This is a genomic window from Nereida ignava, assembly GCF_001049735.1.
GTDB classification, from domain to species: Bacteria; Pseudomonadota; Alphaproteobacteria; order Rhodobacterales; family Rhodobacteraceae; genus Nereida; species Nereida ignava.
Genome location: NZ_CVPC01000009.1, coordinates 13,665 through 40,188 on the forward strand (window position 1 = coordinate 13,665; position 26,524 = coordinate 40,188).

Below are 26,524 nucleotides of genomic sequence, written 5' to 3' on the forward strand. Positions count from 1 at the left end.
CCATGCTGATGAAAATCGTCTCTCTCTTTCTGATCGCGATGGTGGTTTTGGCGATGTTCGGCAAACTGCGTTACCCCGGTCAGCAAGCGCTAGCGAACGCCAAGTGCCAAAGCTGCGGACGGTTCAGAATCGGCAAAGGCCCATGTGCATGCGGAGCGAAACGTAAATGACCACGGCACTTTTACTCACGGCCGCTGGTTTGGTCTTGCTGCTGATCGCGGGGGATGCGCTGGTGAAAGGCGCGGTTAACTTTGCGCTGCGTCTTGGGATTCCTGCATTGATCGTAAGCTTGACGATTGTTGCTTTTGGTACCTCCGCCCCTGAATTATTGATTGCGGTTGAGGCAATTATCGATGGGGCACCCGGTATCGCGATGGGTAACGTGGTTGGCTCAAACACCGCCAATGTGTTGCTTGTCTTGGGCGTACCTGCGTTGTTGGCGGGGCTGCATACGGCGGGCTGTGACACGCGCAAAAGCTTTGTCTATATGATCTTGGCGACCGCGCTTTTCATAGCTGGCGCCTTCTTTGGTCCCATTACATGGGTGCACGGTTTGGTCTTTCTGGCAGCTCTTTTTGCCATATTGGCGGATCAATTTTTTGATGCAAAGCGTGCGCGTGCTGCAGGGCAAGTTGTCGATGAGGACGAGCCCGAGGGCGCAGACCCCGACATGGCATGGTGGAAGATTAGCGCATTTTTGCTTTTCGGTTTGATAGGGCTTCCTCTAGGCGCAAGCCTTTTGGTCGAGAACTCGGTCATCATCGCACGCAGCTTTGGCGTGTCAGAAACGGTGATTGGCCTGACCTTGATCGCTATAGGAACCTCATTGCCTGAGCTGGCTACCACAGTTGCTGCCGCGTACCGCAAGCAAGCGGATGTGGCGATTGGCAATGTCATCGGCTCAAACATGTTTAATTTGCTGGCGATCATCGGCATCACAAGTTTCATCGGTCCCATCGAGGTCGATCAAGGTGTGTTGAAGTTTGACCTGTGGGTGATGGCGGCGGCGTCGCTTGTCTTGGTCCCATTTGTATTTTTCAAATGGAATATGATGCGTGGCACTGGCGCGATCCTGACAGCGCTTTATGTCTCTTATCTGGTGATGTTGCTGGTTTAACCGCCCACTGGAAGGATGAATTGTATGAAGAAGGCATTGGTCACGGGCGCGGGTAAACGGCTGGGCCGCGCAATGGCAATCTATCTTGCAGAGCGTGGATACAGCGTTGCTGTGCACTACGCCTCGTCTGCGCAAGATGCACGCGAAGTGGTTGGTATCATCGAAGGCATGGGGGGGAAGGCGGTTGCTCTGCAGGCTGATTTGTTGAGCGAGAACGATACCCAAGCACTTGTTCCAAATGCGATGTCTGCATTGGGCGGGCCAATTACGTGCTTGGTTAACAACGCGTCTATTTTTGAATACGACACATTGCAAACCGCGACGCGTAGCAGTTGGGATCGCCATATCGAGAGTAATTTGCGCGCGCCATATGTTCTAAGCCAAACAGTTGCAGCTCATGCCCCTAAGGGCCAGTTGGACAGCAACGGCGAGCCGATCGCTCAAAGTTTGATTGTGAACATGATTGATCAGCGTGTTCGTAAACTGACACCAGAATTCTCAAGCTACACAATTGCGAAGATGGGACTTTGGGCGCTCACCCAAACCGCTGCACAGGGCCTTGCGCCGGATGTGCGCGTGAACGCAATTGGGCCAGGTCCGACCCTTCAGGGCGCGAGGCAGTCTGATGCGCATTTTGCCGGTCAGCGTAAAAATACGGTCCTTGGGCGCGGCGCTAACGCGTCTGATATAACTGCCGCACTGGGTTACTTTTTGGATGCGCCAGCTGTCTCGGGACAGCTTATTTGCGTCGATGGCGCACAGCACTTGGGGTGGCAAACACCGGATGTCCAAGGGATCGAGTGATCAAGCTCTCTTTTAAGTTGTGCACCGGTCACAGCGGACTTTATCAAACCGTTACAAAAACTTTAACAAAATCAATAATTTGCCGTTTTGAAATTAAATATTAAGCCATTTCAATAAGTTACATTCGTGCTTAATTTTTGTGCAAATCAAGGAAATGTCTAAAAACATTAGTGAAATCGCATAATCTAATATCTTACTCACCGACTTATCCACAACATCCGTGGATCTATTCTCTCTTGCGCACCGCCATTCACAATTGCAGCCACATACAGAATCGCAGACCCTGACTTATGACTGACGCAGCCCCCCTTATTGGACACGAATTGATCCACGATTATACGCGCACGCTTGACGGCTCGCCCGGTGTGTACCGGATGCTTGATGATCAAAACCGGGTGCTTTACGTGGGTAAGGCCCGCCATCTTAAAAATCGTGTGAGCAATTATGCGCGCCCCTCAGGGCATTCTGGACGTATTGCGCGTATGATTTCTGAAACGCGCTCAATGATGTTTCTGACTACTCAGACTGAAACAGAGGCGCTGCTTCTCGAGCAAAATTTGATTAAACAGCTTAAGCCTAAGTACAATGTGCTGCTGCGTGATGACAAAAGCTTTCCAAATATTCTGGTGAGTAAAGATCACGAGTTTCCGCAAATTCGCAAACATCGGGGCGCTAAGAAAACTAAGGGCGCATATTATGGGCCGTTTGCGAGTGCTGGCGCGGTCAACAGAACATTGAACCAGTTACAGCGTGTGTTCTTGCTGCGCGATTGTTCTGACAGTCAATTCGAGGGGCGGACACGGCCGTGTTTGAACTACCAGATTAAACGATGCAGTGCGCCATGCGTTGGCAAAATCTCACAGCAGGATTACGCCGCCAGCGTCAAAGACGCAGAACGTTTCTTGTCGGGTAAAACGACGGGTCTTCAAGAAAAGCTGGCCAAAGATATGGCAGATGCGGCAGAGGCTATGGAGTTTGAACGCGCCGCAGCACTGCGCGATCGGTTGCGGGCCATGACGCAAGTGCAGACCTCTCAAGGGATTAATCCGCGCGGCGTGTCAGAGGCAGATGTGATTGCGCTGCACATGGAAGGCGGACAGGCTTGTGTTCAAGTGTTCTTCATCAGGGCCAATCAGAACTGGGGCAATCGCGACTACTATCCGCGTCTTGCTGCAGATGTTTCGCACACGGAAGTGATGGAGGCTTTCGTCGGACAATTCTACGCCGATAAACAACCGCCGAAGCAAGTGATCCTGTCGCACGCCGTAGAGAGTGAAGACCTTGTGGTTGAGGCGCTTAGCCAAAAAGCAGAGCGCCGTGTCGAGATCATTGTTCCGCAACGCGGCGAGAAGATGGAACTTTTGGCGGGGGCTGCACGCAATGCTCGTGAAAGCCTTGCGCGGAAAATGGCGGAAAGTGCGAGCCAACTGAAGCTGTTGAAAGGGTTGGCTGAGGCATTCGAGTTACCCAAGCAGCCGCAACGCATTGAGGTCTACGACAACTCTCACATTCAGGGCGCACATGCGGTGGGTGGTATGATCGTTGCGGGACCTGAAGGGTTCATGAAGAACAGTTACCGCAAGTTTAACATACGCGGTGATGATCTGACCCCCGGCGATGACTTTGGCATGATGAAAGAGGTTCTTCGCCGCCGCTTTAAGCGGTTGCTCAAAGAGGATCCTGACAAGAGTAAAGGCGACTGGCCTGATCTTCTTCTAATTGATGGTGGGGCGGGACAAGTCAGTGCGGTACGCGAAATTATGGAAGAAATGGGTGTTGGTGATATCCCGATGATAGGTGTTGCCAAGGGTCTTGATCGGGACGCGGGCAAAGAAGAGTTCCACCGCACGGGTAAACAGGTAATGGCGCTGCGCCACAACGATCCTGTGCTTTATTTTGTTCAACGTATGCGTGATGAGGCGCACCGTTTTGCCATCGGCACCCACAGGGCAAAGCGATCAAAAGCGATCGGTGGGACACCTCTGGATGATGTGCCGGGCGTTGGTGCGCGGCGTAAAAAGGCATTGTTGATGCATTTTGGCTCGGCCAAGGCTGTTGGCCGTGCCGCGCTTGCGGATTTGAAATCGGTCGACGGAATATCCGAGGCGATGGCGCAAACAATCTATGACCACTTTAACGAGCGTTAGCTCCATCCCCCCGCACCAAAAAAGAGCGCCCCGCTTTCGCGAGGCGCCCTTCTTGGGGACAGGGAGGTATCCTAGAGGTTGCGTGGGACTTAGAAGTTCGCGAGTGACTTCAGTGACGCGACGCGCGCTGTGTCGTTGTCCTGCTCAGCCAGATCGATCAAGAAAGCGTAGTCCACGCCGCCCTGTGCGTTGTCACCGTTTTCCAGTGATTTCAGCGATGCAACTTGTGCTGTGTCATTGTCCTGCTCTGCGTTTTCGATCAGTGATGCGAAATCAACTGATGTGCCGCGGCTTGAGACACGGGCGCTATCGAGGGTCTGACCCAAGAAGAAGTTCAGCTGTGCCACGTCTTGGTCTTGGCGAGCGTTAATGATGTTAACCAACGTTGTATCGGCGTAAACACCGGCGCTAACGCCTGCGGATTTGGCGAGTTGGTCAGCAGATGCTGCAGTTGCGGAAGCGGCGATTGCGATAGCTGTGAATACAGTTGCGAGTTTCATAATATTTCCTTTCGGTGCCTTGTCTAAGGCGTTGGTTTGTTTGGGCTATATTGCCCTGTGAGTGTCGAGTGAGGCGTTAGTGCCTGTCTCGGATGAGTTGTATATGAGAGTTGTTTTGGGGTTATGATAGGCCTGTCACGAGCAGGTAATCTGTGCGAGAACAAACATCACGCCACCATGATCGCCCCTTGTGTGCGCAAGCCTTGCGGGCGTTGTTCCTATGAAAACGTCGCTCACAAGAAATGTTACACCGCCGCGATATGTTTCAGTGCGGTGGCGGCCTTTGTAATAATTCAGGCGGGAATTGTTTGATATGTCGCAAAAGAACCTGTGGCGGCGCAGAGAATCCTGGGCCTATTCTGTTCTTTGGGCCGTTTTAGGTATGCTGGAACTTATCAATATGCGTTGTTTACGTCTTATGATGGCCAAACTCGCAGCCGAAGAGATTGTAGGCGCGGCTTTACCTGACTTCAGCTATCAAACCTGCGAACCTTGTGAAAGGGGGGAGATCAGCGAACCCCTAAAGCTTTTGTTACCACGCGAGTTTACTTAAGGAGCTTGATCCCATTGGGCGTTTTGATTTCAGCTCTCATCGACATTGCATCACCGATTTCGAAGTGAATATTGGCCATGTCTAACTGACCTTGCAACATTTGCTGAATTTCCGCGGCTTTAGGATGTACGACAGTCATCTGTTCCAGTCGACAGCCAAGATCAGTCATTCGCGCGGCAGGGTGTGGACCATCGGGCCATTGCATGAGCATCGGGAACGCACCGTCAAATGGCATGGAGCCATCATCGCGCACAGCCATCTGCCATGATAGCGCGCCCCGAGTAATCTTATTCGCTGGACCTAGTTCAACAGGGAGGTCGGCACAGCTTTGCATCAAGTCTTTCACGTTGACGATCCATGTGCCTAATCGGGCGGGCCCAGAGAAATTATCAAGATTAAACCAGCGGGTGCGCTGGATCGGGCTTGCACTTGGATCTGTAGCGATAACTTCCAGAAACGTGTCCGGCCCAAGTGACATTAGCAGGTTATGTGTGCCCATGGCCGCGTGTTGGCCCCCTGAAGGCATGTCTATTCCAAGATATTCGCGTACATGTGCTGCACCTTCTTCAAGGGTGCGGGCGGACACAGCGATATGATCAAAGCGAAGCGAATAGTCAGTGAGCAAAATAATGCGCCTTTTGATTGGGATGCAGGGACCTGCTGCAGCATATATGCGACTTATATTGATGCAACGCTGAAGCCGTGTGTTTGCCGCAAGACAGTCGCTACCGGTTGGAACCATAGGCGAAAGTGAACTGAAATGCGACGGCTTTGGTGCACCTACGCGTCTTTTGAGGGCTTCCCATAAGCCTTGATCTCGCCGCTCAGCGGGTATCCAATGATCGCCCACATTCGAGCAATGAGAGTGAAAAAGTCCCAAAGAGTGTAACGCGCAGAATTCAGCCTGCCGAACATAATGTTGCGCGTCAAATACACTGGCTTGAACGCTATCTGCACTATAATTTGTAGCAGCTCGGCTATGTTTTTACTGATCGCCTGAGAAAACGAAAGTCTTAGGTAGAGGTGCTTTTGCACAACATGCTGGTCCCGCCACACACGGTTCAGGCCATACCAAAAACCTGACCGCTCATCTGCAATAGGCTCGTAAATTTTTGCTGTCGGAACGAATATCAGCTTTTCACCAGATGCGATGATGCGCCGTGAAATGTCGTAGTCCTCGCCGCCGCTATGGTTGAAAACGGTATCAAAACGGAACCCGCCTAAAGAAGTGTCGAATAGACGTTTGTGAATGAGAAAATTGCCAGTTTTCGCAAAAGGTGTAGGACTACCCAAAGGGCGTTTGTCTGTACCAGGTGGCCGCCGCCAAGCAGAGAGGCTGTTCGACGGCAGAATAACGTAGGGTCCGCAGAAAAAGCGTACATCGGGAAAGCTGTTCATGGCCGAGACGAATTCAGTCAGCCAATTTTCATCGACGGTCTCATCATCATCGACCATTGCGAGCCAGTCAGCGTTTTCGTGTTCCGCGATATCAAAAAGCCGGTTGCGCGCATGGACCACGCCCATTCGACTTTCAAGCTTATGGGTTATTCTGAACGGTAGATTTGCAGCCTTAGTCACGTGAGCGATTTCTGAAATTGGCCCGTTCTCCACCACAACGCAGTGCAATTCAAAGCCTTCTGGTATGTGCAGAAGCGCGATGGACGCGAGGCATTCAGCGAGTTCGGTCGGCCGATTATGTGTGCAAAGCCCGACAATAAGTTTTTGAGAGCGCTGTGGTGTGTCTTGGCTAGCGTCCATACTGGCCTCCTGCACCTCCAAATAGTCTGCACAGATTACTCGCCAGCGTCACAAGGTGATAGCTGATAGGTATCCGGAGTTGGTTTTGAAGCCGCTCCGGAATGAGCCGGTGCAGTGGAAAGAAGATCAAGTTTGGAAGCGCCATCAAAATAAAACAAAACTCGGTTTAACAATACCAGATCAACCCGAACGGCGTGTTGGTCCTGCACCATACATACATATGGCTATGCCCCCGTTCAAAGTACTTTCTGAGTAAATCTTTGAAAGCTTTTTGGTCCGGCCAACGGCTTTCCGCAACTAAGTAAGCGCGTAGGTGCTTTTGAGCCGCGAGCCGATCGTCATCAAAGTGTGCGATTTAATCAGCACATGCTGACCTTAAGTGCTACCGCTACCAACTGATCCCTACGTGTTGTGTTTGTCATTGCGGGTTTTGTGGGCGCCGTTGGTCGTCAGTTTCTGCAAGATCGGCACTATTGCGCACAAAATATCGAGCGGTATAAAAACTAACGAAACACTAACAAACATTGGCAACGAAAATGATTGATTGGCTTATTTTTATACCTGCATGTTTGGCGTTGAATTTGGCATTTGGGCCCAACAATCTGCTTTCTATGACCCACGGAGCGAAGTCTGGAATTGTCTTTGCTCAAAAAGCTGCCTTCGGGCGCCTATTTGTTTTCGTCCCAATGATAGCCATTAGCGCGTTGGGTTTGGGCGTTATTTTAACCACGTCTGCTGTGGTGTTTAATGTTGTTAAGGTGATCGGTGCGATCTATCTGATTTGGCTAGGAATATCCCTGTGGCGTAGTTCGAATAAGGTTGATGCCGCCGGTCTTTCAGCTACTGAAATTAGTCTCAAAGAGGCTTTCAAAACCGAAGGCTTGGTCGCAAGCAGCAATCCTAAAGCCATCTTAATTTTTGCAGCATTCTTTCCGCAGTTCGTTTCGATGGATGCGTATTGGCTGAGCTACTTGATGCTTGGGGGGGCGTTTATCATGCTTGAGGCTGTGGCGATCTTTACCTATGCGGCATTGGGACGGTTCGCGGCCTCCTTTGCTCAAAACAAACTGCCCAGTTTTCAGCGCGTGTCTGGCGGGACGATGTGTGTATTCGGCTTGCTACTTTTGGTAAGCCCGCAGCCAACTCGGGGTTAGCCAAATCGGCTTGAAAAGGCATATATATCGTTTGCCTTACGCCACCACGCTTAGATAGGCTGTTGCTACGCAGCTACCGCATTGGAACACCTTAAATGACGACCTCAGTTTTTCTCGCGGTGGTCTTCGCGGCTTGTCTGCATGCGGCGTGGAACTCGTTGATCAAGGGTAGTGCGGACAAACACACTGCAATGCTTGGCGTTGTTTTGGGGCACGTTCCAATCTGCATTGTTATGATTTTGCTGGCACCCCCTTTCAATACCGAGGCACTGCCATGGATGATTGGTGGTATTTTCCTGCATTTAGGGTATCAGCAGTTTCTTATTACGGCTTATCGTCTTGCTGATCTGACGTTGGTGTATCCAATTGCGCGGGGCAGAGCGCCGTTGATTGTGACGGTTGTGTCGGTCGCAGTATTGGGGCTTTCATTCACAGTGTTCGAGGTGTCAGGCGTTTTACTCATCACGTTTGGGGTGGTGTTTTTAGCCTTTGCTAAGCGTGTTGATGGCACGCGGGATTTGCGCGGTGTTGTTTTGGCGCTTGGAACCGGTGGCTTCATTGCAGCATATTCCTTGGTGGACGGTATCGGCGCGCGGGTCGCGGGTTCACCGCTTGGGTTTTGGAGTTGGGCCGCGCTTGGAAATGCGGTGATGTTTACGTGTTGGACTGCCCTTATCCGTCCAAAAACCTTTGCAGGTTTGCGCTCAGATCGGAGTGCAATGGTTATGGGGCTTGGCGGTGGCACTGCGTCCTTTCTTGCTTATGGTCTGGTCATTTGGGCGTTCACCCAAGCACCGATTGCATTGGTGACCGCGCTGCGTGAGACATCCATTGTGTTTGCACTTTTGATCGGCACTATCATTTTGAAAGAACGTGTGACCCGCGTGAAAATAATCTCGGCGGGGGTGATTATCGCCGGTGCTGCCGTTCTACGAATATCCATTTCTTAGGCGGTCTTGCACTCAGGCCCCCATGCATTAGCTGTCGCCATAAGTATCCATGCCAGCGGATAAGCTGGTGTGTGGGGATGTAGCGCAGAACAAGGAGATCATAATGCTGAAAGTTTATCTATCGGGCGAAATTCACACGGACTGGCGTGATCAGATCATCGCAGGTGCCAGCGGCCTAGACGTTGAGTTTTCTGCGCCTGTTACTGATCATGCGGCAAGTGATGATTGCGGTGTTGCGATTATGGGCGAGGAGCCCAACAAGTTTTGGCACGACAACAAAGGGGCAAAACTCAACGCGATCCGAACGCGCAAAGGGATTGCAGATGCGGATATCGTCGTGGTGCGTTTTGGCGAAAAGTACAAACAGTGGAACGCCGCTTTCGATGCGGGGTATGCCGCCGCTTTGGGTAAGTCCTTGATCGTCATGCACGGCGCTGATCACCAACACGCACTCAAAGAAGTGGATGCAGCGGCACTTGCTGTCACGGAAACACCAGATCAGATTGTCGAAATTCTTCGATATGTTCTGGACGGCTCGCTTCCTGCGTAAACACTATTTTTTGTCCCAAAGTGAAAAGGTTCGCGTTGGGACTTTCGACAATAAGAATCAAATTTTAAGTGGTGCAGCTAAAGAGGCCTGTATTCCGCAGTATTCCCGCGCCAATGCGCCCTAACTGTTTCCGCGCTCGCAACAGTCGGCGGCTGAATTCGTTAATTACGTAACGGCAACACACAATCGGCATTCTCTGACGGTTTTTCCCTTCTATTGGTAAATACAGAATTTATGAATAATACTTCTCCAGCGTACCTTTATGCGTCCCTTGGAGGTCTGACTTCTGATTGAGCAGTTATAATGTCGTTTTGCGGATGTTTCTTTGGGGGCGGTGCGCTATGCTTCTCCTTAAGGTTCTATGTGTGCTCACGGCGAAACGCCGTAGGCGCCGCGCAAAAGTAAGGAAAACCGCATGTCCTCGTTCAAATCACTACGCGTCAAAATTGTTGGGGCGGCTTTGGGGATGTGCATGTCCTCAGCGGCTGTTGCGCAGGAATTTACCTTTTCGGTGCACCACTTTCTAAGCCCTAAAGCCATCACGCAAACCCGTTTGATCGAGCCATGGGTTGCTGCCATCGAGGAGGCATCAGGTGGGCGGATTGCGTTCGAAGTATTCCCGTCCATGTCATTGGGTGGCAAGCCGTCAGAGCTTTACGGTCAAGTTCGCGATGGTGTTGCAGATGTCGTGTGGACGCTGCCCGGATACACCCCTGGTGTCTTTCCTCGCGTAGAGGTTTTTGAGCTGCCCAACGTACATGGCGGCGATGCTTTGGCGACTAACCGTGCTATTCAAGACATGATGCCTGATCTGGCTGCTGATTTTGACGACATCTATCCGCTTCTTGTGCACGTACACGCCGGAAACGCGCTTCATCTTGCATCGGGTAATGTAACAGAGCTGCAAGATTTTGAGGGCCTCAAGATTAGAAGCCCTTCGCGAACGGGCGCATGGATGCTTGAGGCTTTGGGGGCAGAGCCTGTGGGCATGCCCGTTCCTGCGTTGCCGCAAGCGCTTGCCAAAAAGACAGTTGATGCAGGGCTTGTGCCTTTTGAGGTGGCGATCCCGCTCAAACTTGCCGACCTAACGACGGCTTCGGTTGAGTTGGATGGTGGTGCACGATTTGGCACGTCCACCTTCCTTTTTGCGATGAACAAAAACAGTTATGCATCTTTGCCCGCTGATCTTCAGGCGATCGTTGATGAAGTGTCGGGCCGTGTTTTGTCAGAGGCTATGGGTGCTGCATGGAATGAGATGGAGCCACTTGGCAAAGAGCGCGCCCGCGCGGCTGGCGCAACCGTAAGCGCCTTGTCGGCGAAAAATACGGCGGCGTTTGATGGTCCGTTTCAGCAAGTGGCGGATCGCTGGGTGAACGAGGTGAACAGCATTAGTATTGACGGTGCTGAATTGCTTGAGCGTGCCCGCGAGGCAGTTGCGAAGCACTCGAAATAGAGATGTCTTTACGGCTGTGCTAAGGAAGATGCGGCCTGCTGTACCAAGTGGGCCACGTCATTTAGCTGTTCTGCCAGCGGGCTGGTTTTGCGCCAGATCATTCCGATTTGCCGCGAGGGCTGCGCACCATCAAGCGCCGAAATCGCCACGGGTGCTGAACGGGTTTCTACGTCAACGGCCATCTGCGGGATCAATGTGACACCGATGCCCGCGCCAACCATCTGAACCAAAGTTGACAAAGACGTGCCGTCTAGACCCTCCCAAGGGCGAACAGATGGGCCTGTGCAGAACGATAATGCTTGGTCGCGAAAACAGTGCCCTTCCTCCAAAAGTAAAAGCCGCATCGCCGCAAGCCCTTTTGCATCGGGTGGGGGTAACTGCGCATCAGCAGCGGGGCGGACAAGCACAAAGTTTTCTTCAAAAAGCGGCACCTCGGCAAAGCTGGTTTCGCCGACGGGCAGGGCTAACAAAGCCGCATCAATTTTGCCGTCTGCTAGTTCTTGCAGCAACTTCGGGGTCATCGTTTCGCGTATGTGGATGTCGAGGCCGTCATAGCTTTGGGTCAGTGCACCGATGACTTTGGGCAAAAGATAGGGCGCAATTGTCGGGATTACGCCAAGGCGTAGTTTGCCACTTAGCTTGCTTTGTTGTGAGCGCGCCAAGTCTGTCAACTCATCGACAGAGCGTAAAATATCGCGGGCACGTTCAACAACGGTTTCACCGAATGGCGTCAGGCCTAGGTTGCGGGGTGTGCGCTCAAACAAGGCTGATCCAAGGGCAGCTTCCATTTCCTTGATCTGCATGGACAGGGCTGGTTGAGAAATTGCACATACCTCGGCAGCACGTCCAAAGTGACGTTGTTGGACCAGCGCATCAAAATATCGTAGCTGTTTGAGGGTTAAATTATCCATAGGAAAAACTTATCACACCAATCAGAAAATACAACTTATCCTAATGGAAAACCTTTGCTAGAACTATTCTAAATTAGCAATATTGGAGATTCTCATGGACGGCGCATTCGACGACATCAACAACGAAAAATCAGGCAAATGCCCTGTTATGCACGGCGCGCACTCCGCTAAGGGGACGCAGGCGAACCAACATTGGTGGCCGAACCAATTAAACCTCAAAATGCTGAGCCAGAACGCGCCAAGCGTCAGCCCAATGGATGCTGACTTTAATTATGCTGAAGCGTTTAAGGCCCTTGATCTGGATGCACTGCGCGCCGATTTGAAAGCGTTGATGACAGACAGCCAAGATTGGTGGCCTGCGGATTACGGCCACTATGGTCCGTTCTTCATTCGGATGGCGTGGCACTCTGCAGGTACATACCGTGTGCATGATGGTCGCGGTGGTGCGGGTTCCGGTAGCCAACGTTTTGCGCCGCTCAACAGCTGGCCAGACAACGGCAACCTCGACAAAGCGCGTCGCCTGTTGTGGCCGATCAAGCAAAAATACGGCGCTGCAATTTCGTGGGCGGACTTGATGATCCTCGCGGGCAACGAAGCCCTTGAAACGATGGGTTTCGAACCATACGGTTTTGCCGGTGGTCGCGAAGATATCTGGGAGCCTGAAGAAGACATCTACTGGGGTCCTGAAACCGAGTGGCTCGCAGACGAGCGTTACAGCGGCGACCGTGAGTTGGCACCTGTCTTGGGTGCGGTGCAGATGGGTCTGATCTACGTCAATCCAGAAGGACCAAACGGCAATCCTGACCCGTTGGCATCAGCGCGTGATATTCGCGAAACCTTTGGCCGCATGGCCATGAACGATGAAGAAACTGTGGCGCTGATTGCAGGTGGTCATACATTCGGTAAGGGCCACGGCGCCGCCGATCCCGAGCAATATGTGGATGCGGAACCTGAGGGTGCTGGCCTTGAAGCAATGGGCTTTGGTTGGGCAAACTCATACGAGAGCGGAAAAGGCGAGCACACGATTACTTCTGGCCTTGAAGGTGCGTGGACAACAAGCCCGGCAGTTTGGGACAACAACTACTTTGAGAACCTATTTGGTTACGACTGGGAGCTGACTGAAAGCCCTGCAGGTGCCAAGCAGTGGAAGCCGGTTCAGGCGGAAGCTCAAGGTACCGTGCCAGATGCGCACAACCCCGAAAAGCGCCACGCACCTGTGATGTTCACGTCTGATTTGGCCATGCGCGAAGATCCGGCCTATGCCAAGATCTCACGTCGCTTTTACGAAAACCCTGAAGAGTTCAAGCAGGCGTTCGCAAAGGCTTGGTTCAAACTAACACACCGTGACATGGGGCCACATAACGTCGGTCTCGGCCCGCTTGTTCCGGCTGAGCCTGAGTTGTGGCAGGATCCTGTGCCTGCGGTAGATCACGCGTTGATCGATGCTGCAGATGTGACTGCATTGAAAGCGGACATCCTTGCGTCAGGTGCAACACCACAAGAGCTTGTTGCCCTTGCGTGGGCCTCTGCATCTACTTTCCGTGGTTCAGATAAGCGCGGCGGCGCAAATGGCGCGCGCATTCGCTTGGCGCCACAAAAAGACTGGGCGGTTAACGCGTCATATGGCTTTGATGGTACGATTGCTAAACTTGAAGCTGTGCAAGCGGCCTTCAATGGCGCGCCGTCTGGTGACAAGAAAGTGTCATTGGCCGATCTGATCGTGCTGGGCGGTTCTGCGGGGCTTGAGGCCGCGGCAAAAGCTGCTGGTAGCGACATCTCAGTGCCGTTTACACCGGGCCGGACAGACGCGACACAAGAGCAAACTGACGTGGACAGCTTTAGCGTAATGCAGCCCACTGCCGAAGGTTTCCGTAACTTCTTCCCTGCCGGCAACGTCCGTTCTGCGGCCGAGCACTTGGTGGACCGCGCGCAATTGCTGACCCTAAGCGCGCCGGAAATGACTGTGCTCATTGGTGGTTTGCGTGTGCTCGATATCAACGCAGGCGGTACAAAGCACGGTGTTCTGACGGATCGCCCGGGTACGTTGAGCAACGACTTCTTCCGCAACTTGCTCTCAACTTTGGGTGCGTGGACGAATGTTGGCGACGGCACCTACAAAACGTCTGAAGGCGGTGAGTGGACGGGTACAGAAGTTGACCTTCTGTTTGGTTCGAACTCAATCCTGCGCTCTTTGGCTGAGGTCTATGCATCCGATGATGCAGAGCAGAAGTTCCTCGCGGACTTTGTCGCGGCTTGGGTCAAGGTGATGGAACTGGACCGCTTTGATCTGGCGGCATAAGCCATTTCATAGTCGAAAATTGGAAACGCCGCGCTTTGACTAGCGCGGCGTTTTTTATGCGGGGTAGGCCTTGCTGAGATAGTCATCCATTGCGGGCTTGTAGTGGACAAGTTCATCAATGACAGGTGCAAAGCTTTGTAGTCGCGCATCGTAATCCAGAACAGACTGGGACCACTCAACGGGCAGGCTAAGTGCCTGCTCAAACGCTCTGATCCATGCGAACGTGACCGCAAACCCACAGTCGCAAAGCCAAAGCGTGTCTGGGTCAAGTGGGCTGTCGCGCAGCAATAACGCCAATGCGTTAAGGTGCTTTGTGATCTCTGCACCACCGGCTTTCACAGCCTCTGCGTTACGGGTTTCGTGCGCTACTTGAGGATACATGGCCCGCACCGCTGGTTCGAGGCGCGTGTCATGCAGCCTGCCTTTTTCGCGGGCCTTTGCGCGAAGTTGCACTGTGTCGGGCAACATCGGAACGTCTGGATAGGCCTCGTTGAGGTACTCCGCGATGGCCTCGGAATCCGCCAACATAAAGCCTTCATCAACCATTGCAGGAAGGTTCCCTGACGGAACAATCGCCTTATATTCCGCAGATCCGTAACCGCCGGGTGGGGGCAATTCTTCCCACGCCAGCCCTTTGTGGCGCATGGTGATCCGCAATTTCGCGCAATAGGTCGCGACTGGTACTGAATAAATGGTCAGCATAGTTTTCCAATCTCAAATCAAAAAAAGGGGCCAACCGCTGATGCAATTGACCCCTTGGGTTTGGCTAAGGGCGCTGATTACTCAGCAAGCAGCTGCCATTTTTTGCCCAACGTGTCGAAGAAGCCCTGTTCTTGCTTCAGCGTGATCCACGTGTTGACGTAGTTGATCCACACTTGGTCTGCTTGTGGCAAAAGCATCGCGATTGGTGTGGGTGCGCGGCCCTCGGCAACTGGCACGATCATCAGTTGGTCATACTGTGCGACCAGTTTGTTTGCCTCAACGTTTGAGGTGATGTTCGCGTCAGCACGGCCTGCGAGAACTTCTTGGAAGTCACGGGCAGGGGCTTCAACGATGCGATACTGCGCGTCTGGGAAGAACTCTTTGACTTGCTTTTCTTGAGTTGTGCCCAAAGTTGCGGCAACTGAAACGTCAGCGTTGTTCAAATCATCCCAGCTTGAGAAACGACCTGCATTTTCTTTCAGTGTCAGTGGCACGGTGGCAAGGCTGAAGTAGCTGTCTGAATACCCTGCGGCTTTTGCGCGGCTTGGCGAAACAGAGGCTGATCCTGTGATGTGGTACTGGCCCGAGGTCACGCCGCTCACCAGTGTTTTCCAGTCTGTTGCAACGAACTCAACTTCCACGCCCAGATCGGCAGCCAGCTGCGTCATCACATCGATGTCATATCCTGTGTAGCTGTTTGTCGCGACATCGCGCATTGTCATCGGGTTCCAATCGCCAGTCGTGCCGACTTTCAGCACGCCATTTGAAAGGATTTCACTTAGGGCAGATTGTGCAGTCGCCTGTACGGAACTTGCCGCAAGAACGAGGGTCGCAGCAGCGATCTTAAAAAATTTCATGGGTATTCCTCTTTGTGTGTTTAGGGCTAGTTAGGGTGAAATGGGCGGCAGGAAACTGGTAATCCCGATAAAAATTGCGTTGCGTGTCCTTTTTTGCGATCACGCAGCTCTAGGAGAAGTGTAAACTATGGTTGCCTTAATTTCTATGCGAAAAGTGTCAAAGTTTTTTGACACTTTTCAAGCGCTGAAGGATGTGTCCCTTGATGTGAACCTTGGTGAGAAGGTTGTCATCTGTGGTCCATCCGGCTCCGGTAAGTCGACGCTGATCCGCTGCATTAATCGTCTTGAGGCACATGAGCAGGGCGAAATCATCGTAGATGGTGTGACGCTAACTGATGATAAGGCGACCCTTGAGAAAATCCGTGGCAACGTCGGGATGGTCTTTCAACAGTTCAATTTGTTCCCTCATCTGACAGTGCTCGAAAACTTGACCCTCGGTCCGCGGCGCGTTTTGGGGCTGGATCCGAAGGCCGCCGAAGAACGTGCGATGAAATATCTTAATCGCGTTCGAATTCCTGATCAGGCTGATAAGTTGCCCCGCCAGTTATCTGGTGGTCAGCAGCAACGTGTGGCTATTGCGCGATCTCTTTGTATGGAGCCGCGCATTTTACTTTTCGATGAGCCTACCTCGGCGCTTGATCCTGAAATGATTGCCGAAGTGCTTGATGTGATGTCCGAGTTGGCGCGTGACGGAATGACCATGGTGGTTGTAACCCACGAGATGGGTTTTGCCCGCCGCGTTGCCGATAAGATGGTATTCATGGATAAGGGCCAAATCGTTGAGGTGGGCCCTACAGAACAGGTCTTTACTGCCCCGAAATCTGCGCGCTTTGGTGCGTTTATCCAACAAATTCTGAACCACTAGGGGCGTGTTATGAAACGTTTGATTGTTCTTGCGCCACTGGCTTTGCTGTTGTCGGGCTGTTCTGGAAATTGGGGGTGGTATGTAGTTGATCCTCGCACTGCCAACGGGCTTGCTAACCTTAAATTCATGGCGACAGGTGCCTACAACACCATTTTGATGTCACTGACCGCCATTCTTATTTCGGTTGTGGTTGGGCTTTTGATTGCGCTGCCAGGGTTGTCCAGCAAGCGCCGCTACCGCGCGATTAACCGAACATATGTTGAGGTGGTGCGCGCGGTGCCGATCCTTGTTCTGATCCTTTGGGTGTACTATGGCCTGCCGCAGCTTACAGGCCTGACGCTGAACGTGTTCTGGGCCGGTGTGCTGGCGCTTGCTCTGTCGGATAGTGCGTTTCAGGCCGAGATTTTCCGCGCTGGCATTCAGTCAATCAGCCGCGGTCAGTATGAGGCGGCGCAGTCTATTTCGTTGAACTACCGTGACACGATGCGCTTTGTCATCTTGCCCCAAGCTATCCGCCGCATCCTGCCTGCATTGGGCAACCAGCTGGTCTATATGCTCAAAATGTCGTCTCTGGTGTCGGTGATCGGGATGCAGGAATTGACCCGCAAGGCGAACGAATTGGTGGTCTCCGAGTACCGACCCCTCGAGATTTATACTATTTTGGTGTTGGAATATCTGGTTCTTATCCTCATTGTGTCTGCAGGCGTTCGTTGGCTTGAACGGCGTATGAAAGCGGCGGACTAAATATGCAAAAAGATGATCTGACGACCGGCCCGATCTCGGGTCATTTCCGCGCGCTTGCGGTTCCGGCGGCCTTCGGAATGCTGTTCGCCACTCTCTACAACGTGGTTGATGTTTATTTCGCCGGCATGTTGGGCACTGAGGCACAGGCAGGTTTGGCCGTTGGGTATCAGGCATTTTTCATTATGATGGCCGTGGGGTTTGGCCTTGGGTCTGCGCTCAGCGCACTTGTGAGTAACGCAAAGGGACGCAAAGACGGCACCTCGTCGCGCAGGCTGGCGGCCCAAGGGATTAGCTTTGGTTTGATCGCAACGGCTTTGCTGATGTGTATCGGGGCTTTTTCTGGCCCGTTCTTGATTGCGCTCGTCTCTGAAGAAGGCGTCTACCGCGATGCGGCCTTGGGGTATTTCAATTGGCTGTTGTTCGCGCTGCCTGCATTTTTACTGGCTTATGGTACGAATGGTATTTTGCAATCTCACGGTGATACGGTTTCGATGCAGCGTGGCTTGATGGTGGCGTTTGTGGCGAACATTGGACTGACCCCATTGTTTATCTTCGGCATTCCCGGCGTGTGGGGCGGCATGGGTTTTAACGGTATCGCGGCGGCTACGATCCTGTCGCAGACGGGTGTAATGATCTGGATTTTTTCGCGGGTGTTCGCGCTAGAGATGATGCAGGGCGTTCCCCGTGATGCGTTCATCCCCACCTGGGCCAGTTTCCGTGAAATCTTTGCGCAAATGTTACCGACCACCACTGCGCTTGTGGTGATGTTTGTCTCTGGCTTTGTGGTGCAATTCGCCCTTAAAGGGTTTGGCGGCGAGGCTATTGCGGCCTACGGGGTCGGCCTTCGGATTGAACAGATTTTGCTGTTGCCGGTACTAGGTATGACCGGTGCGCTTTTACCTATTGCAGGACAAAATTTTGGCGCGGGTGAGCATGACCGCGTTCGCGAAGCCCTGCGCTTTTGCTGGAAGGTTGGCTTTGTGATGGCCGCTATCGCGTTGCCGTCGTTATGGTTTGGCGGGCATTTTGCGATGGGGCTCTTTACGGATGATGAGGCGGTCATCGAGATCGGGGCAAGCTATCTGCGTGTCGATGCGATCCTGTTCCCCGTTTACATGATGCTCTTTTCAATCAACTCAGTCCTGCAAGCACTCAAGAAACCAATCTGGACTTTGTGGATCAGCATTTACCGCCAAGGTTTGGGTGTGGGTCTGTTTATCTGGGTTTTCGTAAGCCTTGCAGGCTTTGACGTGATTGGCGTCTGGCTGGGCATCGCAACGGCTGTAGCAACTGGTTGGCTGCTGGCCATGTTCGTTGCAGGACGCGTGGCAGAGCGTGAGATGGGAGGCTTGCTGCGCGCAAGCTGATCAGAAGCTGACTTTTACGTTTGGCAGATCAAGGGCTTTGATCAATTCGCGCAGCTCATTACGAGCAGCGACGTTTGAGATATTCATCCCCTTTACGCCAATATCGCGTAGATCAAGTAGGGTCAGCCCCCGTGGAAATAGCTCGCGGAAAATAACCCGTTCGTTAAAGCCTGTCGCCGTCCGAAAACCGATGCGCTTTGCAAGCTTCCCAATGGCGGCTTCCATCTTTTTTTTGTTTACCATGTTCTGCGCACCCATACGGTTGCGCACAACGATCCAGTCAATAGGCGTTAGGCCTGCTTTGGCGCGCAACTGACGCGCGGCCCATACCATTTCGGAATACACTGAAGGGCCCGTGATGTTAGTGCCTTCTGTGTCGACGTGGGCCAACAAGTCAAAGTCGATAAAGCTATCGTTTAGGGGCGTGATCAGGGTATCTGCAAGAGAGTGCGCCACTTGGCTTAGCCGCGTGTGAGAGCCGGGGCAGTCGATCAATACAAAGTCATTGTCCGCATCAAGTGCAGCAACACCAGCCGTCAGGCGAGCATCGTAAATGTTTTCGCCCTCTGCCAGCGTGGATTGATCCAGCTCGGGCAAATCCAGATAAGCTGGCGTGGGCAGTTCAAGACCTTCGGCATTCAGAAAAGTCTGGCGGTTCGTAATGTAGCGCCCCAGCGTTTTCTGGCGCAGGTCCAAATCAAGGCATCCTACACGGTGGCCCATCCGCGACAGGGCTGTGGCTACGTGCATGGAAACCGTAGATTTTCCCGCGCCGCCTTTTTCATTTCCTACAACGATAATATGCGCCATGTACTCGGCCCTTTGATTTGTCTTCTTGCATCCGCAAAAATGCTTTTGAGGGACTATATGTGGCGTTGCAACCCAATGAAAGCACAACCGCGCAACATTGGTAAAACTGCAATCAACCAATGAAAAACGCCGCCCCAGATAAGGAGCGGCGTTTAAATTCAACACACAAATGTGCGGCGGGTTTAGAAGCCCAAGCCAGCGTATTTGTTTTTGAACTTGGATACGCGACCACCGGTATCCATCAGCTTTGTGTTACCACCGGTCCATGCTGGGTGCGCGGATGGGTCGATGTCCAAAGCGATCTGGTCGCCTTCGGAACCCCAAGTGGATTTCATTTCAACGATATCACCGTTTGTCATTTTGACTTTGATGATGTGGTAGTCAGGGTGGGTATCTTTTCTCATGACATCCGCTCCTTAAGATTTCTTGGGACGGTAGTTTGTTTGCTCGGCGATACGAGCAGACTTACCGCGACGCTCACGAAGATAGTACAGTTTCGCGCGACGCACACGGCCACGACGTACTACTGTGATGCTGTCAATGTTGGTGGAGTGCAGCGGGAATACGCGCTCAACACCTTCACCGAAGGAGATCTTGCGAACAGTGAATGATCCGGCAATGCCTTCACCGTTCTTGCGCGCAATGCAAACGCCTTCGTAGTTTTGCACACGGCTGCGTGTGCCTTCGGTTACTTTGTAACCAACGCGGATGGTGTCACCCGCTTTAAAGTCGGGAAGCTCGTTCCCAAGGGCCGCAACTTGTTCGGCCTCCAGTTCAGCGATCAGGTTCATGATCGTCTCCTTTGTTGCTCACGGTTTGCCCGCGATGGTGTGGCGCAGCCTCAGAGCTCTCGGGTGTCGTTCGGGTCCGCCGTGGCGCCCGCCAGAGGTTAGGTCACTATTCCTTATGTGCCGCACCAGTTCCCTACATCGCGATACCCGTTGTCGAAACACCAAAGGGTCGTATGCGCAAGTTCACTAATACAAGCGGCGTCCGAATCCACTAACGTGGTCAGACTTGCGCCGTATAAGGCCTTTCGCCGGTTCGTGACAACCCCTTGCGTGCCACGCTTGTTATTCATTTCATGGATTGTTCGGTGCTTTGGCGGCTCATGTAAATAACTGGTAAACCCTGCACATGTCGCCTATTTGTACGGCCTATGTTGAACACTGCCTTTGCCCTTCATGCCCGCGTCTGAGCGCCCTGAAACGATTGATGCGCCTGACGCCGTCGATGCGCCATTAGCGCGCCTCGGCTGGACGCCTTTCTTTGAGGCACAGCTTGAGGGTTTTTCATCAAGTATTCCCGACTTTTCCGCCGCCGCACAGCCCACTCGGGTCACAGCGGTGCACCGTAATACGCTTCGGGTGATTGGCGTTGATGTTGATCTGACCATTCCGCACGCTTTTGAGGCGACCGTTGGTGATTGGCTCATGCTCGACCCACAGACAAAAACAGCCTGTGCACGGCTTGAACGCAGCAGTCTGATTAAACGCAAAGCCGCGGGACGGATCACCTACACCCAGTCTATTGCGGCCAATATTGATACGGTTTTTGTTGTGTCTTCGTGCAATGCTGATTTCAACGTCGCACGCCTTGAGCGTTACGTGGCGTTGGCGTTTGAGGCGGACACAACGCCCGTCATCATCCTGACCAAAGCGGATTTAAGCGACGACCCTGATGGATATGTGGCGCAGGCCCAAACCATTTCTGATCGCGTTGCGGTTTTGGCGCTTGATGTGCGCAACACGGATCCGTCCGATGCGTTGGCCCCGTGGGTGCAGCTAGGCCAAACGATTGCATTTTTAGGGTCATCCGGCGTGGGTAAGTCCACACTGGTAAACGCACTTTCGGGACAGATAAAAGCGGCGACCCAAGGTATTCGCGACGATGACGCAAAGGGGCGCCACACCACGACCCACCGCGAGTTGCACCAGCTGCCAAATGGATGCGCAGTTCTGGACACGCCGGGCATGCGCGAGTTGCAATTGACGGACGCGGCTTCGGGTATCAAGGACGTTTTCGCCGATCTGATCGAGATCGCTGCACAATGTAAATTCTCTGATTGTGCGCATCAGTCTGAACCGAAGTGCGCCATCAAAGCGGGTATCGCAGACGGCAGTGTTGATCCCGCGCGTGTTGAGCGTTGGCAAAAGCTACAAGACGAAGATGCGCATAATTCAGAAGCCGCAAGCCAAACTGTGGCCCACCGCAAGGCCCGTGACAAATCACTGGGAAAGACGATCAAGGGCCTGCAAAAAGGTAACCGCAAGAAATAGGGCCTAATCCTTTTTGAGGTGCGCTTGCCAAAGATCAGGCCGGCGCTCTTGGGTGATGCGTTCGGATTGTTCCTGACGCCACTGGGTGATCTTTTTGTGGTTCCCGCTGGTCAGCACATCAGGGATACTCATGCCCTCCCACTCGGCTGGACGGGTGTATTGCGGGTGCTCCAAAAGCCCGTTTGAAAAGCTTTCCTCAACCGTGCTTTCGGCGTTTCCAAGAACACCTGGCAATAACCGTACCGTGGCATCCAAAAGCATTTGAGCGGCCAGCTCACCACCTGTGAGCACGAAATCCCCAAGGCTGACCTCCATGATGTCAAAGCGTTCAAGAACGCGCTCGTCCACCCCTTCAAACCGACCACAGAGCAGCGTTACACCACTTTCGCGCGCAAGGGCTTGGGCCATGCCTTGGTCAAATTTTTTCCCACGGGGGCTGAGGTAAATCATCGGATGCCGTGCGCCGCGGTGCGCAGTTGCAAGGGCGTTGCCCACCACATCCGCGCGCATCACCATGCCCGCACCACCGCCCGATGGCGTGTCATCAACGTTCTTGTGCCGGCCTTCACCAAACGTGCGCAGGTCCGTTGTTTCTAACTGCCACACACCGTCTTTGAGGGCTTTGCCGGTCAGACTTTCGCCTAAAATACCGGGGAAAGCTTGGGGTAAAAGGGTCACCACCCGCGCATCCCACGCTCGGGCCAAGCGGGGTTTGTCGGTTAGCAACTCGCGTGGTTTGAGTGACGCGGAAATAGACTTGCGCCCCACGGAGCGTTCTTCGCGAACGGGCTTTGTAGGCGTTTCAGCAGGCGGGGTTTGCGGCGCGTCAGTCATGGTGTCCTCTTTCAGCGCGCCTATCGTGCAGTGCGTTGTAAGTGTGAATATCGTTGATGCCGTAGGGCGTTCAAAAGAGACCTTCGGGTGGGTCAATAACCAAGCGTCCGCCTGTGACATCGACTGTAGGAACGGCTGCTTTGGTGAAAGGTACCAACACGGTGTCTTTCAACTTGGGGCCTTGGATTTCAAGCAAATCGCCCGCACCGTGATCCATGACGTGCTTAACGGTGCCAAGCTCTGTTCCGCCAGTGTCAAACACCGCCAGACCGATCAGATCGGCGTAGTAGAACTCGTCATCGCCCGCTTGGGGAAGCTGCTCACGGGTGGCGAACAGATCAATACCTCGCAGTGCGTCCGCATCTTCTTTGGTCACAACGCCCTCAACTTGGGCGGCAAAGCCGTTCTTGATTTGCTGAACCAGAACCATCTCAATGCTGCGCGTGCCGCTTTCGTCTGTCAGCGCGTAGCCAAAGATGTCTGGTGCGAAGCTGCAAAATGACTTGATGCGCACGTCACCCTGTACACCGAATGCACCGGCGATTGTGCCTACCAAAACCTTGTCGGAGGTGCTCTGGGTCATTGAGGTATCTCACAAATTGAGTTGCGTATGGTGCCGCCTGCATTTTTGCAGGCTTCTGATGTGTTGCCCATCTGATAAACGATCCCTGCCAGAAAAGCAGCACCAACAAACATGATTAAGCGCATCAATCTGAACATGGCGGCTCAACCCCTTTTTTATGGCGTGTCTAAATTGGTGGAGGACGGTGCAATTGCGGTGTTCGGATAGCGTTTACTGCAATTCTAAGTCTTTGGTAATTTTGCCCCCGCGAGGGCAAAGTTAAAAAGCGTTTATATACGCCCAAAAACCTTGCCATCCGCGCGGGGACAAAACTGACAAAAGACTTACTCTTCTGCTGCAGCCGCTTCTTCGGCTGGTGCTTCTTCAGCCGGTGCGTTTGCTGCTTCAGCTGCTTCAGCTGCTGCCGCGGCTTTAGCTGCTTTTTCTTCTGCGCGTTCCTGCGCTTTTTTGCCTGGAACGGCTTTCTTCATGTTGGCGCGCTCTTTCTTTTCGAGAACACCAGCAGCTTCGAGGAAACGGCTTACACGGTCAGTTGGCTGTGCGCCTTCGCCCAACCAGTACTGCACGCGCTCCATGTCCAGCTTCACGCGCTCTTCGCTGTCTTTAGGAAGGAGCGGGTTGTATGTGCCGAGCTTCTCGATGAAGCGGCCGTCACGTGCCATGCGGCTGTCAGCTGCAACAACGCGGTAAAAAGGGCGTTTCTTAGAGCCACCACGGGCCAAACGGATTTTCATAGCCATGAGATTAATTCCTTTGATGGGTTATGATTGGTGTTTTTGGTGATGCTGAATAACTTCAGCGATGATGAAGTTGAGAAACTTCTTGGCAAATTCAGGGTCTAGATCGGCCCTGCCTGCCAAATCTTCTAACCGTGCGATCTGATGCGCCTCGCGCGTGGGATCGGACGGGGGAAGGTCGTGTTCGGCTTTGAGTTTCCCCACTGCCTGTGTGTGCTTGAAGCGCTCTCCGAGGGTGTAGACAAGGATCGCATCCAAGCGGTCAATACTCGCGCGGTGCTCTGCCAAAACGGCGGCGGCTTTAGTTACTGCATCAGTCAAGAGCCCATCCTTTCGGGGTGAATTCAGGATCGCGGTAGTGATCAATTTCCATTTCAATACCGTGACGCAGCTGGCTGTTGTTCAACGCGTCTGGTGTCGGGTGGCGGTAGACCACATCGTGGTCGTCAACGCTGGGTGCATCCGCATCTTTGGTACAACCAAGGCGTTCGGCCAAACGGATTGCTTCAAGGTTTTTAGGGTCAAGATAGCTGACGGCAGTGTCCCAGTTCAGCGTCTCATAGGCATAGTCGCGCACCGCATGTGTAGCTTCAAGCGCGATGCCGCGGCCCGCCACTTTGGGCCAGATGATCCATGCCAATTCTGCGGTAGGCCAGCCTGCGGGCTGCCAGACACCGGCCATGCCATAAGTCTCGTCGGTGATACGGTCGTGGATCATCCACATACCAAAACCACGAATATTCCAATGCCCGATTTCGGCTGCATAAAGCATCCATGCCTCATAAGCATTCAGAGGGCCGCCCATAAACCGCGAGCGGTAGCTGCTGAAGGTGGTTTTGAAGTCGGGATAATCCTGGGCCTCTGGCCCACGCAGAGACAGTCGCTTTGTATTGAGGACAGGGATATTTGCCGTGTGCATTATGCAGCCCCACCCTGAACAACGTCAAAGAGTGGCGCGGCAAAAACAGCCGGTGCAAAGCAGCGCATGATGCGCGCTGTGTTGATGATCGCAGTGCGGATCATTTCTTTTTGCCAAAGCCTGTCAAACCGGGGGGCAAACCGCCGCCACCACCGAGGCCGGGGAAACCGCCTAAACCACCAGCACCGCCAAGACCCGCCGGCATTTTGCCACCCGCCATTTGTTTCTGTGCTGCTTCAATCTCAGCTTGGGAAGGGCCGCCTTTTCCGAACATGCCTTTCATGGCTTGTTTCATCATGCCGCCTTTGCCCATTTTGCCCATTTTCTTCATCATGTCAGACATCTGGCGGTGCATTTTCATGAGCTTGTTCAATTCGCTCACCTCAAGGCCGGCACCTTGTGCGATGCGCTTTTTGCGGCTTGCCTGCAAAAGCTGCGGGTTGGCGCGCTCTTTCTTGGTCATTGAATTGATAAGCGCGATCTGGCGGCGCAGGATGCTGTCGTCGAAACCGCTTTCCTCAACTTGCTTGGCCATCTTTTTCATGCCGGGCATCATACCCATGATGCCTTCCATCCCGCCCATTTGAAGCATCTGATTAAGCTGCATCTTAAGGTCGTTCATGTTGAACTGACCCTTCTGGAAGCGCTTCATCATGCGTTCGGCTTGTTCGGCCTCAATGGTTTCTTGCGCTTTTTCAACAAGGCTGACGATGTCGCCCATGCCAAGGATACGGCCTGCGATACGTTCTGGGTGGAACTCCTCAAGAGCGTCCATTTTCTCGCCCAGACCCACAAACTTGATCGGCTTGCCTGTAATTGCGCGCATAGAAAGAGCCGCGCCGCCCCTTCCGTCACCGTCCATACGGGTCAGCACAACGCCAGAGATGCCAATCTTTGCGTCAAATTCTTCGGCCACTTCCACAGCGACCTGACCTGTTAGACCATCGACGACCAAGAGCGTCTCGCGCGGGTTCACCACATCGCGGACGTCCTCAACTTCTTTCATCAGGGTTTCGTCGATCTGCAAACGGCCCGCCGTATCAAGCATATAGACGTCATAGCCGCCCATTGTTGCCTGCTGCTTGGCCCGTTTTGCAATTTGTACAGCGCTTTCACCGGCAACGATCGGCAAAGTATCCACGCCAATTTGCGTGCCGAGAATGGCCAACTGTTGTTGCGCAGCAGGGCGATAAATGTCGAGAGAGGCCAGCAGAACGCGTTTGCCATTTTTCTCTTTTAGCCGCTTGGCAAGTTTACCGGCGGTTGTCGTTTTACCGCCACCTTGCAAACCGACCATCAAGATGGGGGCAGGGGCGTTGTCGATTTTCAGTGACCCGATTTCACCTTCATCACCGGCCAGAACATGGACCAACTCATCGTGGACGATTTTGACGACCTGCTGCCCGGGCGTAACCGATTTAGTGACCGATTGTCCTGCGGCCTTTTCTTGCACAGCTTTGATGAAGTCACGGGCAACGGGCAGGGAAACGTCAGCCTCAAGAAGAGCCACCCGTACTTCGCGCAGCGCTGTTTTGACGTCATCTTCGGAAAGCGCACCCTGCTTGGTCAGCCGATCGAATACACCTGATAGGCGATCTGATAGATTTTCAAACATACGCGTGCCCCTTTGC

29 protein-coding genes are annotated in these 26,524 nt (G+C 53.1%); 14 read left to right on the top strand and 15 right to left on the bottom strand.

Going from position 1 to position 26,524, the window contains the following annotated elements; translation table 11 throughout:
* Positions 1–2: 2 nt before the first annotated feature.
* The 4 genes from NIG5292_RS15055 (at position 3) to uvrC (ending at position 4,068) form a co-directional block, all read left to right on the top strand.
* Positions 3–170: a hypothetical protein gene (locus NIG5292_RS15055; protein ID WP_048599149.1), complete on the top strand. Its 168-nt coding sequence runs from the start codon at positions 3–5 to the stop codon at positions 168–170.
* Entirely contained in the window at positions 167–1,117 is a 951-nt protein-coding gene (locus NIG5292_RS08725; protein ID WP_048599150.1) for a calcium/sodium antiporter, read from the top strand. The genes NIG5292_RS15055 and NIG5292_RS08725 overlap by 4 nt, the downstream gene beginning before the upstream one ends.
* A gap of 24 nt (positions 1,118–1,141) precedes the next feature.
* The gene (locus NIG5292_RS08730) at positions 1,142–1,921 is read left to right on the top strand and encodes an SDR family oxidoreductase (RefSeq protein ID WP_048599151.1); all 780 of its coding nucleotides are present in this window, start codon (positions 1,142–1,144) and stop codon (positions 1,919–1,921) included.
* Between the two features lie 290 nt (positions 1,922–2,211).
* The gene (gene uvrC / locus NIG5292_RS08735; protein WP_048599152.1) at positions 2,212–4,068 is read left to right on the top strand and encodes an excinuclease ABC subunit UvrC; all 1,857 of its coding nucleotides are present in this window, start codon (positions 2,212–2,214) and stop codon (positions 4,066–4,068) included.
* An 89-nt stretch (positions 4,069–4,157) separates the two neighbouring features.
* Here uvrC and NIG5292_RS08740 read toward each other — a convergent pair whose 3' ends face one another.
* The gene (locus NIG5292_RS08740) at positions 4,158–4,568 is read right to left on the bottom strand and encodes a hypothetical protein (RefSeq protein WP_048599153.1); all 411 of its coding nucleotides are present in this window, start codon (positions 4,566–4,568) and stop codon (positions 4,158–4,160) included.
* A gap of 313 nt (positions 4,569–4,881) precedes the next feature.
* Here NIG5292_RS08740 and NIG5292_RS08745 point away from each other — a divergent pair, with 313 nt between their 5' ends.
* A complete protein-coding gene (locus NIG5292_RS08745; protein ID WP_048599154.1) occupies positions 4,882–5,121 on the top strand; it encodes a hypothetical protein in 240 nt (79 codons plus the stop codon).
* Here the strand turns inward: NIG5292_RS08745 and NIG5292_RS08750 are convergent.
* On the bottom strand, positions 5,114–5,746 hold the full coding sequence (locus NIG5292_RS08750; RefSeq protein ID WP_048599155.1) for a VOC family protein: 633 nt from the start codon (positions 5,744–5,746) through the stop codon (positions 5,114–5,116). The two genes, NIG5292_RS08745 and NIG5292_RS08750, sit on opposite strands and share 8 nt — an antisense overlap.
* 155 nt (positions 5,747–5,901) lie before the next feature.
* Positions 5,902–6,879, bottom strand: a complete 978-nt coding sequence (locus NIG5292_RS08755; RefSeq protein WP_048599156.1) for a glycosyltransferase family 2 protein — start codon at positions 6,877–6,879, stop codon at positions 5,902–5,904.
* Positions 6,880–7,415: 536 nt separating this feature from the next.
* Between NIG5292_RS08755 and NIG5292_RS08760 the strand changes: the two genes are divergently transcribed.
* The 4 genes from NIG5292_RS08760 to NIG5292_RS08775 all read left to right on the top strand — a co-directional run bounded on the left by NIG5292_RS08760 (position 7,416) and on the right by NIG5292_RS08775 (position 10,986).
* The gene (locus NIG5292_RS08760) at positions 7,416–8,033 is read left to right on the top strand and encodes a LysE family translocator (RefSeq protein ID WP_048599157.1); all 618 of its coding nucleotides are present in this window, start codon (positions 7,416–7,418) and stop codon (positions 8,031–8,033) included.
* Between the two features lie 95 nt (positions 8,034–8,128).
* Positions 8,129–8,983: an EamA family transporter gene (locus tag NIG5292_RS08765; protein ID WP_048599158.1), complete on the top strand. Its 855-nt coding sequence runs from the start codon at positions 8,129–8,131 to the stop codon at positions 8,981–8,983.
* A gap of 103 nt (positions 8,984–9,086) precedes the next feature.
* The gene (locus NIG5292_RS08770; protein ID WP_048599159.1) at positions 9,087–9,533 is read left to right on the top strand and encodes a YtoQ family protein; all 447 of its coding nucleotides are present in this window, start codon (positions 9,087–9,089) and stop codon (positions 9,531–9,533) included.
* Positions 9,534–9,948: 415 nt separating this feature from the next.
* Positions 9,949–10,986, top strand: a complete 1,038-nt coding sequence (locus NIG5292_RS08775) for a TRAP transporter substrate-binding protein (RefSeq protein WP_048599160.1) — start codon at positions 9,949–9,951, stop codon at positions 10,984–10,986.
* A gap of 8 nt (positions 10,987–10,994) precedes the next feature.
* Here NIG5292_RS08775 and NIG5292_RS08780 read toward each other — a convergent pair whose 3' ends face one another.
* Positions 10,995–11,897 (bottom strand): hydrogen peroxide-inducible genes activator, encoded by a 903-nt coding sequence (locus tag NIG5292_RS08780; RefSeq protein WP_048599161.1) that lies wholly within the window; start codon positions 11,895–11,897, stop codon positions 10,995–10,997.
* Between the two features lie 94 nt (positions 11,898–11,991).
* Here NIG5292_RS08780 and katG point away from each other — a divergent pair, with 94 nt between their 5' ends.
* Complete coding sequence (katG, locus tag NIG5292_RS08785) at positions 11,992–14,196, top strand: catalase/peroxidase HPI (protein WP_048599162.1); 2,205 nt, start codon at positions 11,992–11,994, stop codon at positions 14,194–14,196.
* A gap of 54 nt (positions 14,197–14,250) precedes the next feature.
* On the opposite strand, the gene NIG5292_RS08790 is transcribed toward katG, so the two are convergent.
* The gene (locus NIG5292_RS08790; RefSeq protein ID WP_048599163.1) at positions 14,251–14,898 is read right to left on the bottom strand and encodes a glutathione S-transferase family protein; all 648 of its coding nucleotides are present in this window, start codon (positions 14,896–14,898) and stop codon (positions 14,251–14,253) included.
* Positions 14,899–14,975: 77 nt separating this feature from the next.
* A complete protein-coding gene (locus NIG5292_RS08795; RefSeq protein WP_048599164.1) occupies positions 14,976–15,755 on the bottom strand; it encodes a transporter substrate-binding domain-containing protein in 780 nt (259 codons plus the stop codon).
* Positions 15,756–15,882: 127 nt separating this feature from the next.
* On the opposite strand from NIG5292_RS08795, the gene NIG5292_RS08800 reads away from it, so the two are divergent.
* The 3 genes from NIG5292_RS08800 to NIG5292_RS08810 are packed head-to-tail and all read left to right on the top strand — an operon-like array spanning position 15,883 to position 18,731.
* Positions 15,883–16,620 (top strand): amino acid ABC transporter ATP-binding protein, encoded by a 738-nt coding sequence (locus NIG5292_RS08800; RefSeq protein ID WP_048599165.1) that lies wholly within the window; start codon positions 15,883–15,885, stop codon positions 16,618–16,620.
* Positions 16,621–16,629: 9 nt separating this feature from the next.
* Complete coding sequence (locus NIG5292_RS08805; protein ID WP_048599166.1) at positions 16,630–17,364, top strand: amino acid ABC transporter permease; 735 nt, start codon at positions 16,630–16,632, stop codon at positions 17,362–17,364.
* Between the two features lie 2 nt (positions 17,365–17,366).
* Positions 17,367–18,731 carry an MATE family efflux transporter gene (locus NIG5292_RS08810; RefSeq protein WP_048599167.1) on the top strand — a complete coding sequence of 455 codons (1,365 nt, stop codon included), beginning with the start codon at positions 17,367–17,369 and terminating at the stop codon, positions 18,729–18,731.
* On the opposite strand, the gene NIG5292_RS08815 is transcribed toward NIG5292_RS08810, so the two are convergent.
* The 3 genes from NIG5292_RS08815 to rplS all read right to left on the bottom strand — a co-directional run bounded on the left by NIG5292_RS08815 (position 18,732) and on the right by rplS (position 20,332).
* A complete protein-coding gene (locus tag NIG5292_RS08815) occupies positions 18,732–19,541 on the bottom strand; it encodes a division plane positioning ATPase MipZ (protein ID WP_048599168.1) in 810 nt (269 codons plus the stop codon).
* Between the two features lie 182 nt (positions 19,542–19,723).
* Positions 19,724–19,945: a 50S ribosomal protein L31 gene (gene rpmE / locus NIG5292_RS08820; protein WP_048599169.1), complete on the bottom strand. Its 222-nt coding sequence runs from the start codon at positions 19,943–19,945 to the stop codon at positions 19,724–19,726.
* Between the two features lie 12 nt (positions 19,946–19,957).
* Positions 19,958–20,332 (bottom strand): 50S ribosomal protein L19, encoded by a 375-nt coding sequence (gene rplS / locus NIG5292_RS08825; RefSeq protein ID WP_048599170.1) that lies wholly within the window; start codon positions 20,330–20,332, stop codon positions 19,958–19,960.
* A 393-nt stretch (positions 20,333–20,725) separates the two neighbouring features.
* Here rplS and rsgA point away from each other — a divergent pair, with 393 nt between their 5' ends.
* Positions 20,726–21,820 (top strand): ribosome small subunit-dependent GTPase A, encoded by a 1,095-nt coding sequence (gene rsgA / locus NIG5292_RS08830; RefSeq protein WP_048599171.1) that lies wholly within the window; start codon positions 20,726–20,728, stop codon positions 21,818–21,820.
* 3 nt (positions 21,821–21,823) lie between these two features.
* Here the strand turns inward: rsgA and trmD are convergent, their stop codons facing one another.
* The 6 genes from trmD to ffh all read right to left on the bottom strand — a co-directional run bounded on the left by trmD (position 21,824) and on the right by ffh (position 26,508).
* On the bottom strand, positions 21,824–22,654 hold the full coding sequence (gene trmD / locus NIG5292_RS08835) for a tRNA (guanosine(37)-N1)-methyltransferase TrmD (RefSeq protein WP_048599172.1): 831 nt from the start codon (positions 22,652–22,654) through the stop codon (positions 21,824–21,826).
* A 70-nt stretch (positions 22,655–22,724) separates the two neighbouring features.
* On the bottom strand, positions 22,725–23,237 hold the full coding sequence (gene rimM, locus NIG5292_RS08840; protein WP_048599173.1) for a ribosome maturation factor RimM: 513 nt from the start codon (positions 23,235–23,237) through the stop codon (positions 22,725–22,727).
* Positions 23,238–23,560: 323 nt separating this feature from the next.
* Complete coding sequence (rpsP, locus tag NIG5292_RS08845; RefSeq protein ID WP_048599174.1) at positions 23,561–23,977, bottom strand: 30S ribosomal protein S16; 417 nt, start codon at positions 23,975–23,977, stop codon at positions 23,561–23,563.
* Positions 23,978–23,998: 21 nt separating this feature from the next.
* Positions 23,999–24,295 carry a chorismate mutase gene (locus tag NIG5292_RS08850; protein ID WP_048599175.1) on the bottom strand — a complete coding sequence of 99 codons (297 nt, stop codon included), beginning with the start codon at positions 24,293–24,295 and terminating at the stop codon, positions 23,999–24,001.
* Positions 24,288–24,893 (bottom strand): GNAT family N-acetyltransferase, encoded by a 606-nt coding sequence (locus tag NIG5292_RS08855; protein WP_048599176.1) that lies wholly within the window; start codon positions 24,891–24,893, stop codon positions 24,288–24,290. The genes NIG5292_RS08850 and NIG5292_RS08855 overlap by 8 nt, the downstream gene beginning before the upstream one ends.
* 100 nt (positions 24,894–24,993) lie before the next feature.
* Positions 24,994–26,508, bottom strand: coding sequence for a signal recognition particle protein (gene ffh, locus NIG5292_RS08860; RefSeq protein ID WP_048599177.1), 1,515 nt, complete (start codon positions 26,506–26,508; stop codon positions 24,994–24,996).
* Positions 26,509–26,524 lie beyond the last annotated feature (16 nt).

Bases quoted from the DNA above. Each gene is read 5' to 3' on its own strand.
- NIG5292_RS08760 (WP_048599157.1), top strand. From the start codon at position 7,416: ATGATTGATTGGCTTATTTTTATACCTGCATGTTTGGCGTTGAATTTG.
- NIG5292_RS08805 (WP_048599166.1), top strand. From the start codon at position 16,630: ATGAAACGTTTGATTGTTCTTGCGCCACTGGCTTTGCTGTTGTCGGGC.
- NIG5292_RS08775 (WP_048599160.1), top strand. From the start codon at position 9,949: ATGTCCTCGTTCAAATCACTACGCGTCAAAATTGTTGGGGCGGCTTTG.
- NIG5292_RS08745 (WP_048599154.1), top strand. From the start codon at position 4,882: ATGTCGCAAAAGAACCTGTGGCGGCGCAGAGAATCCTGGGCCTATTCT.
- NIG5292_RS08725 (WP_048599150.1), top strand. From the start codon at position 167: ATGACCACGGCACTTTTACTCACGGCCGCTGGTTTGGTCTTGCTGCTG.
- NIG5292_RS08765 (WP_048599158.1), top strand. From the start codon at position 8,129: ATGACGACCTCAGTTTTTCTCGCGGTGGTCTTCGCGGCTTGTCTGCAT.
- NIG5292_RS08770 (WP_048599159.1), top strand. From the start codon at position 9,087: ATGCTGAAAGTTTATCTATCGGGCGAAATTCACACGGACTGGCGTGAT.
- rpsP (WP_048599174.1), bottom strand. From the start codon at position 23,977: ATGGCTATGAAAATCCGTTTGGCCCGTGGTGGCTCTAAGAAACGCCCT.
- ffh (WP_048599177.1), bottom strand. From the start codon at position 26,508: ATGTTTGAAAATCTATCAGATCGCCTATCAGGTGTATTCGATCGGCTG.
- NIG5292_RS15055 (WP_048599149.1), top strand. From the start codon at position 3: ATGCTGATGAAAATCGTCTCTCTCTTTCTGATCGCGATGGTGGTTTTG.
- rsgA (WP_048599171.1), top strand. From the start codon at position 20,726: ATGCCCGCGTCTGAGCGCCCTGAAACGATTGATGCGCCTGACGCCGTC.
- rpmE (WP_048599169.1), bottom strand. From the start codon at position 19,945: ATGAGAAAAGATACCCACCCTGACTACCACATCATCAAAGTCAAAATG.
- trmD (WP_048599172.1), bottom strand. From the start codon at position 22,654: ATGACTGACGCGCCGCAAACCCCGCCTGCTGAAACGCCTACAAAGCCC.
- NIG5292_RS08800 (WP_048599165.1), top strand. From the start codon at position 15,883: ATGGTTGCCTTAATTTCTATGCGAAAAGTGTCAAAGTTTTTTGACACT.
- NIG5292_RS08780 (WP_048599161.1), bottom strand. From the start codon at position 11,897: ATGGATAATTTAACCCTCAAACAGCTACGATATTTTGATGCGCTGGTC.
- NIG5292_RS08790 (WP_048599163.1), bottom strand. From the start codon at position 14,898: ATGCTGACCATTTATTCAGTACCAGTCGCGACCTATTGCGCGAAATTG.
- katG (WP_048599162.1), top strand. From the start codon at position 11,992: ATGGACGGCGCATTCGACGACATCAACAACGAAAAATCAGGCAAATGC.
- NIG5292_RS08795 (WP_048599164.1), bottom strand. From the start codon at position 15,755: ATGAAATTTTTTAAGATCGCTGCTGCGACCCTCGTTCTTGCGGCAAGT.
- NIG5292_RS08855 (WP_048599176.1), bottom strand. From the start codon at position 24,893: ATGCACACGGCAAATATCCCTGTCCTCAATACAAAGCGACTGTCTCTG.
- NIG5292_RS08810 (WP_048599167.1), top strand. From the start codon at position 17,367: ATGCAAAAAGATGATCTGACGACCGGCCCGATCTCGGGTCATTTCCGC.
- uvrC (WP_048599152.1), top strand. From the start codon at position 2,212: ATGACTGACGCAGCCCCCCTTATTGGACACGAATTGATCCACGATTAT.
- NIG5292_RS08815 (WP_048599168.1), bottom strand. From the start codon at position 19,541: ATGGCGCATATTATCGTTGTAGGAAATGAAAAAGGCGGCGCGGGAAAA.
- rplS (WP_048599170.1), bottom strand. From the start codon at position 20,332: ATGAACCTGATCGCTGAACTGGAGGCCGAACAAGTTGCGGCCCTTGGG.
- rimM (WP_048599173.1), bottom strand. From the start codon at position 23,237: ATGACCCAGAGCACCTCCGACAAGGTTTTGGTAGGCACAATCGCCGGT.
- NIG5292_RS08740 (WP_048599153.1), bottom strand. From the start codon at position 4,568: ATGAAACTCGCAACTGTATTCACAGCTATCGCAATCGCCGCTTCCGCA.
- NIG5292_RS08730 (WP_048599151.1), top strand. From the start codon at position 1,142: ATGAAGAAGGCATTGGTCACGGGCGCGGGTAAACGGCTGGGCCGCGCA.
- NIG5292_RS08755 (WP_048599156.1), bottom strand. From the start codon at position 6,879: ATGGACGCTAGCCAAGACACACCACAGCGCTCTCAAAAACTTATTGTC.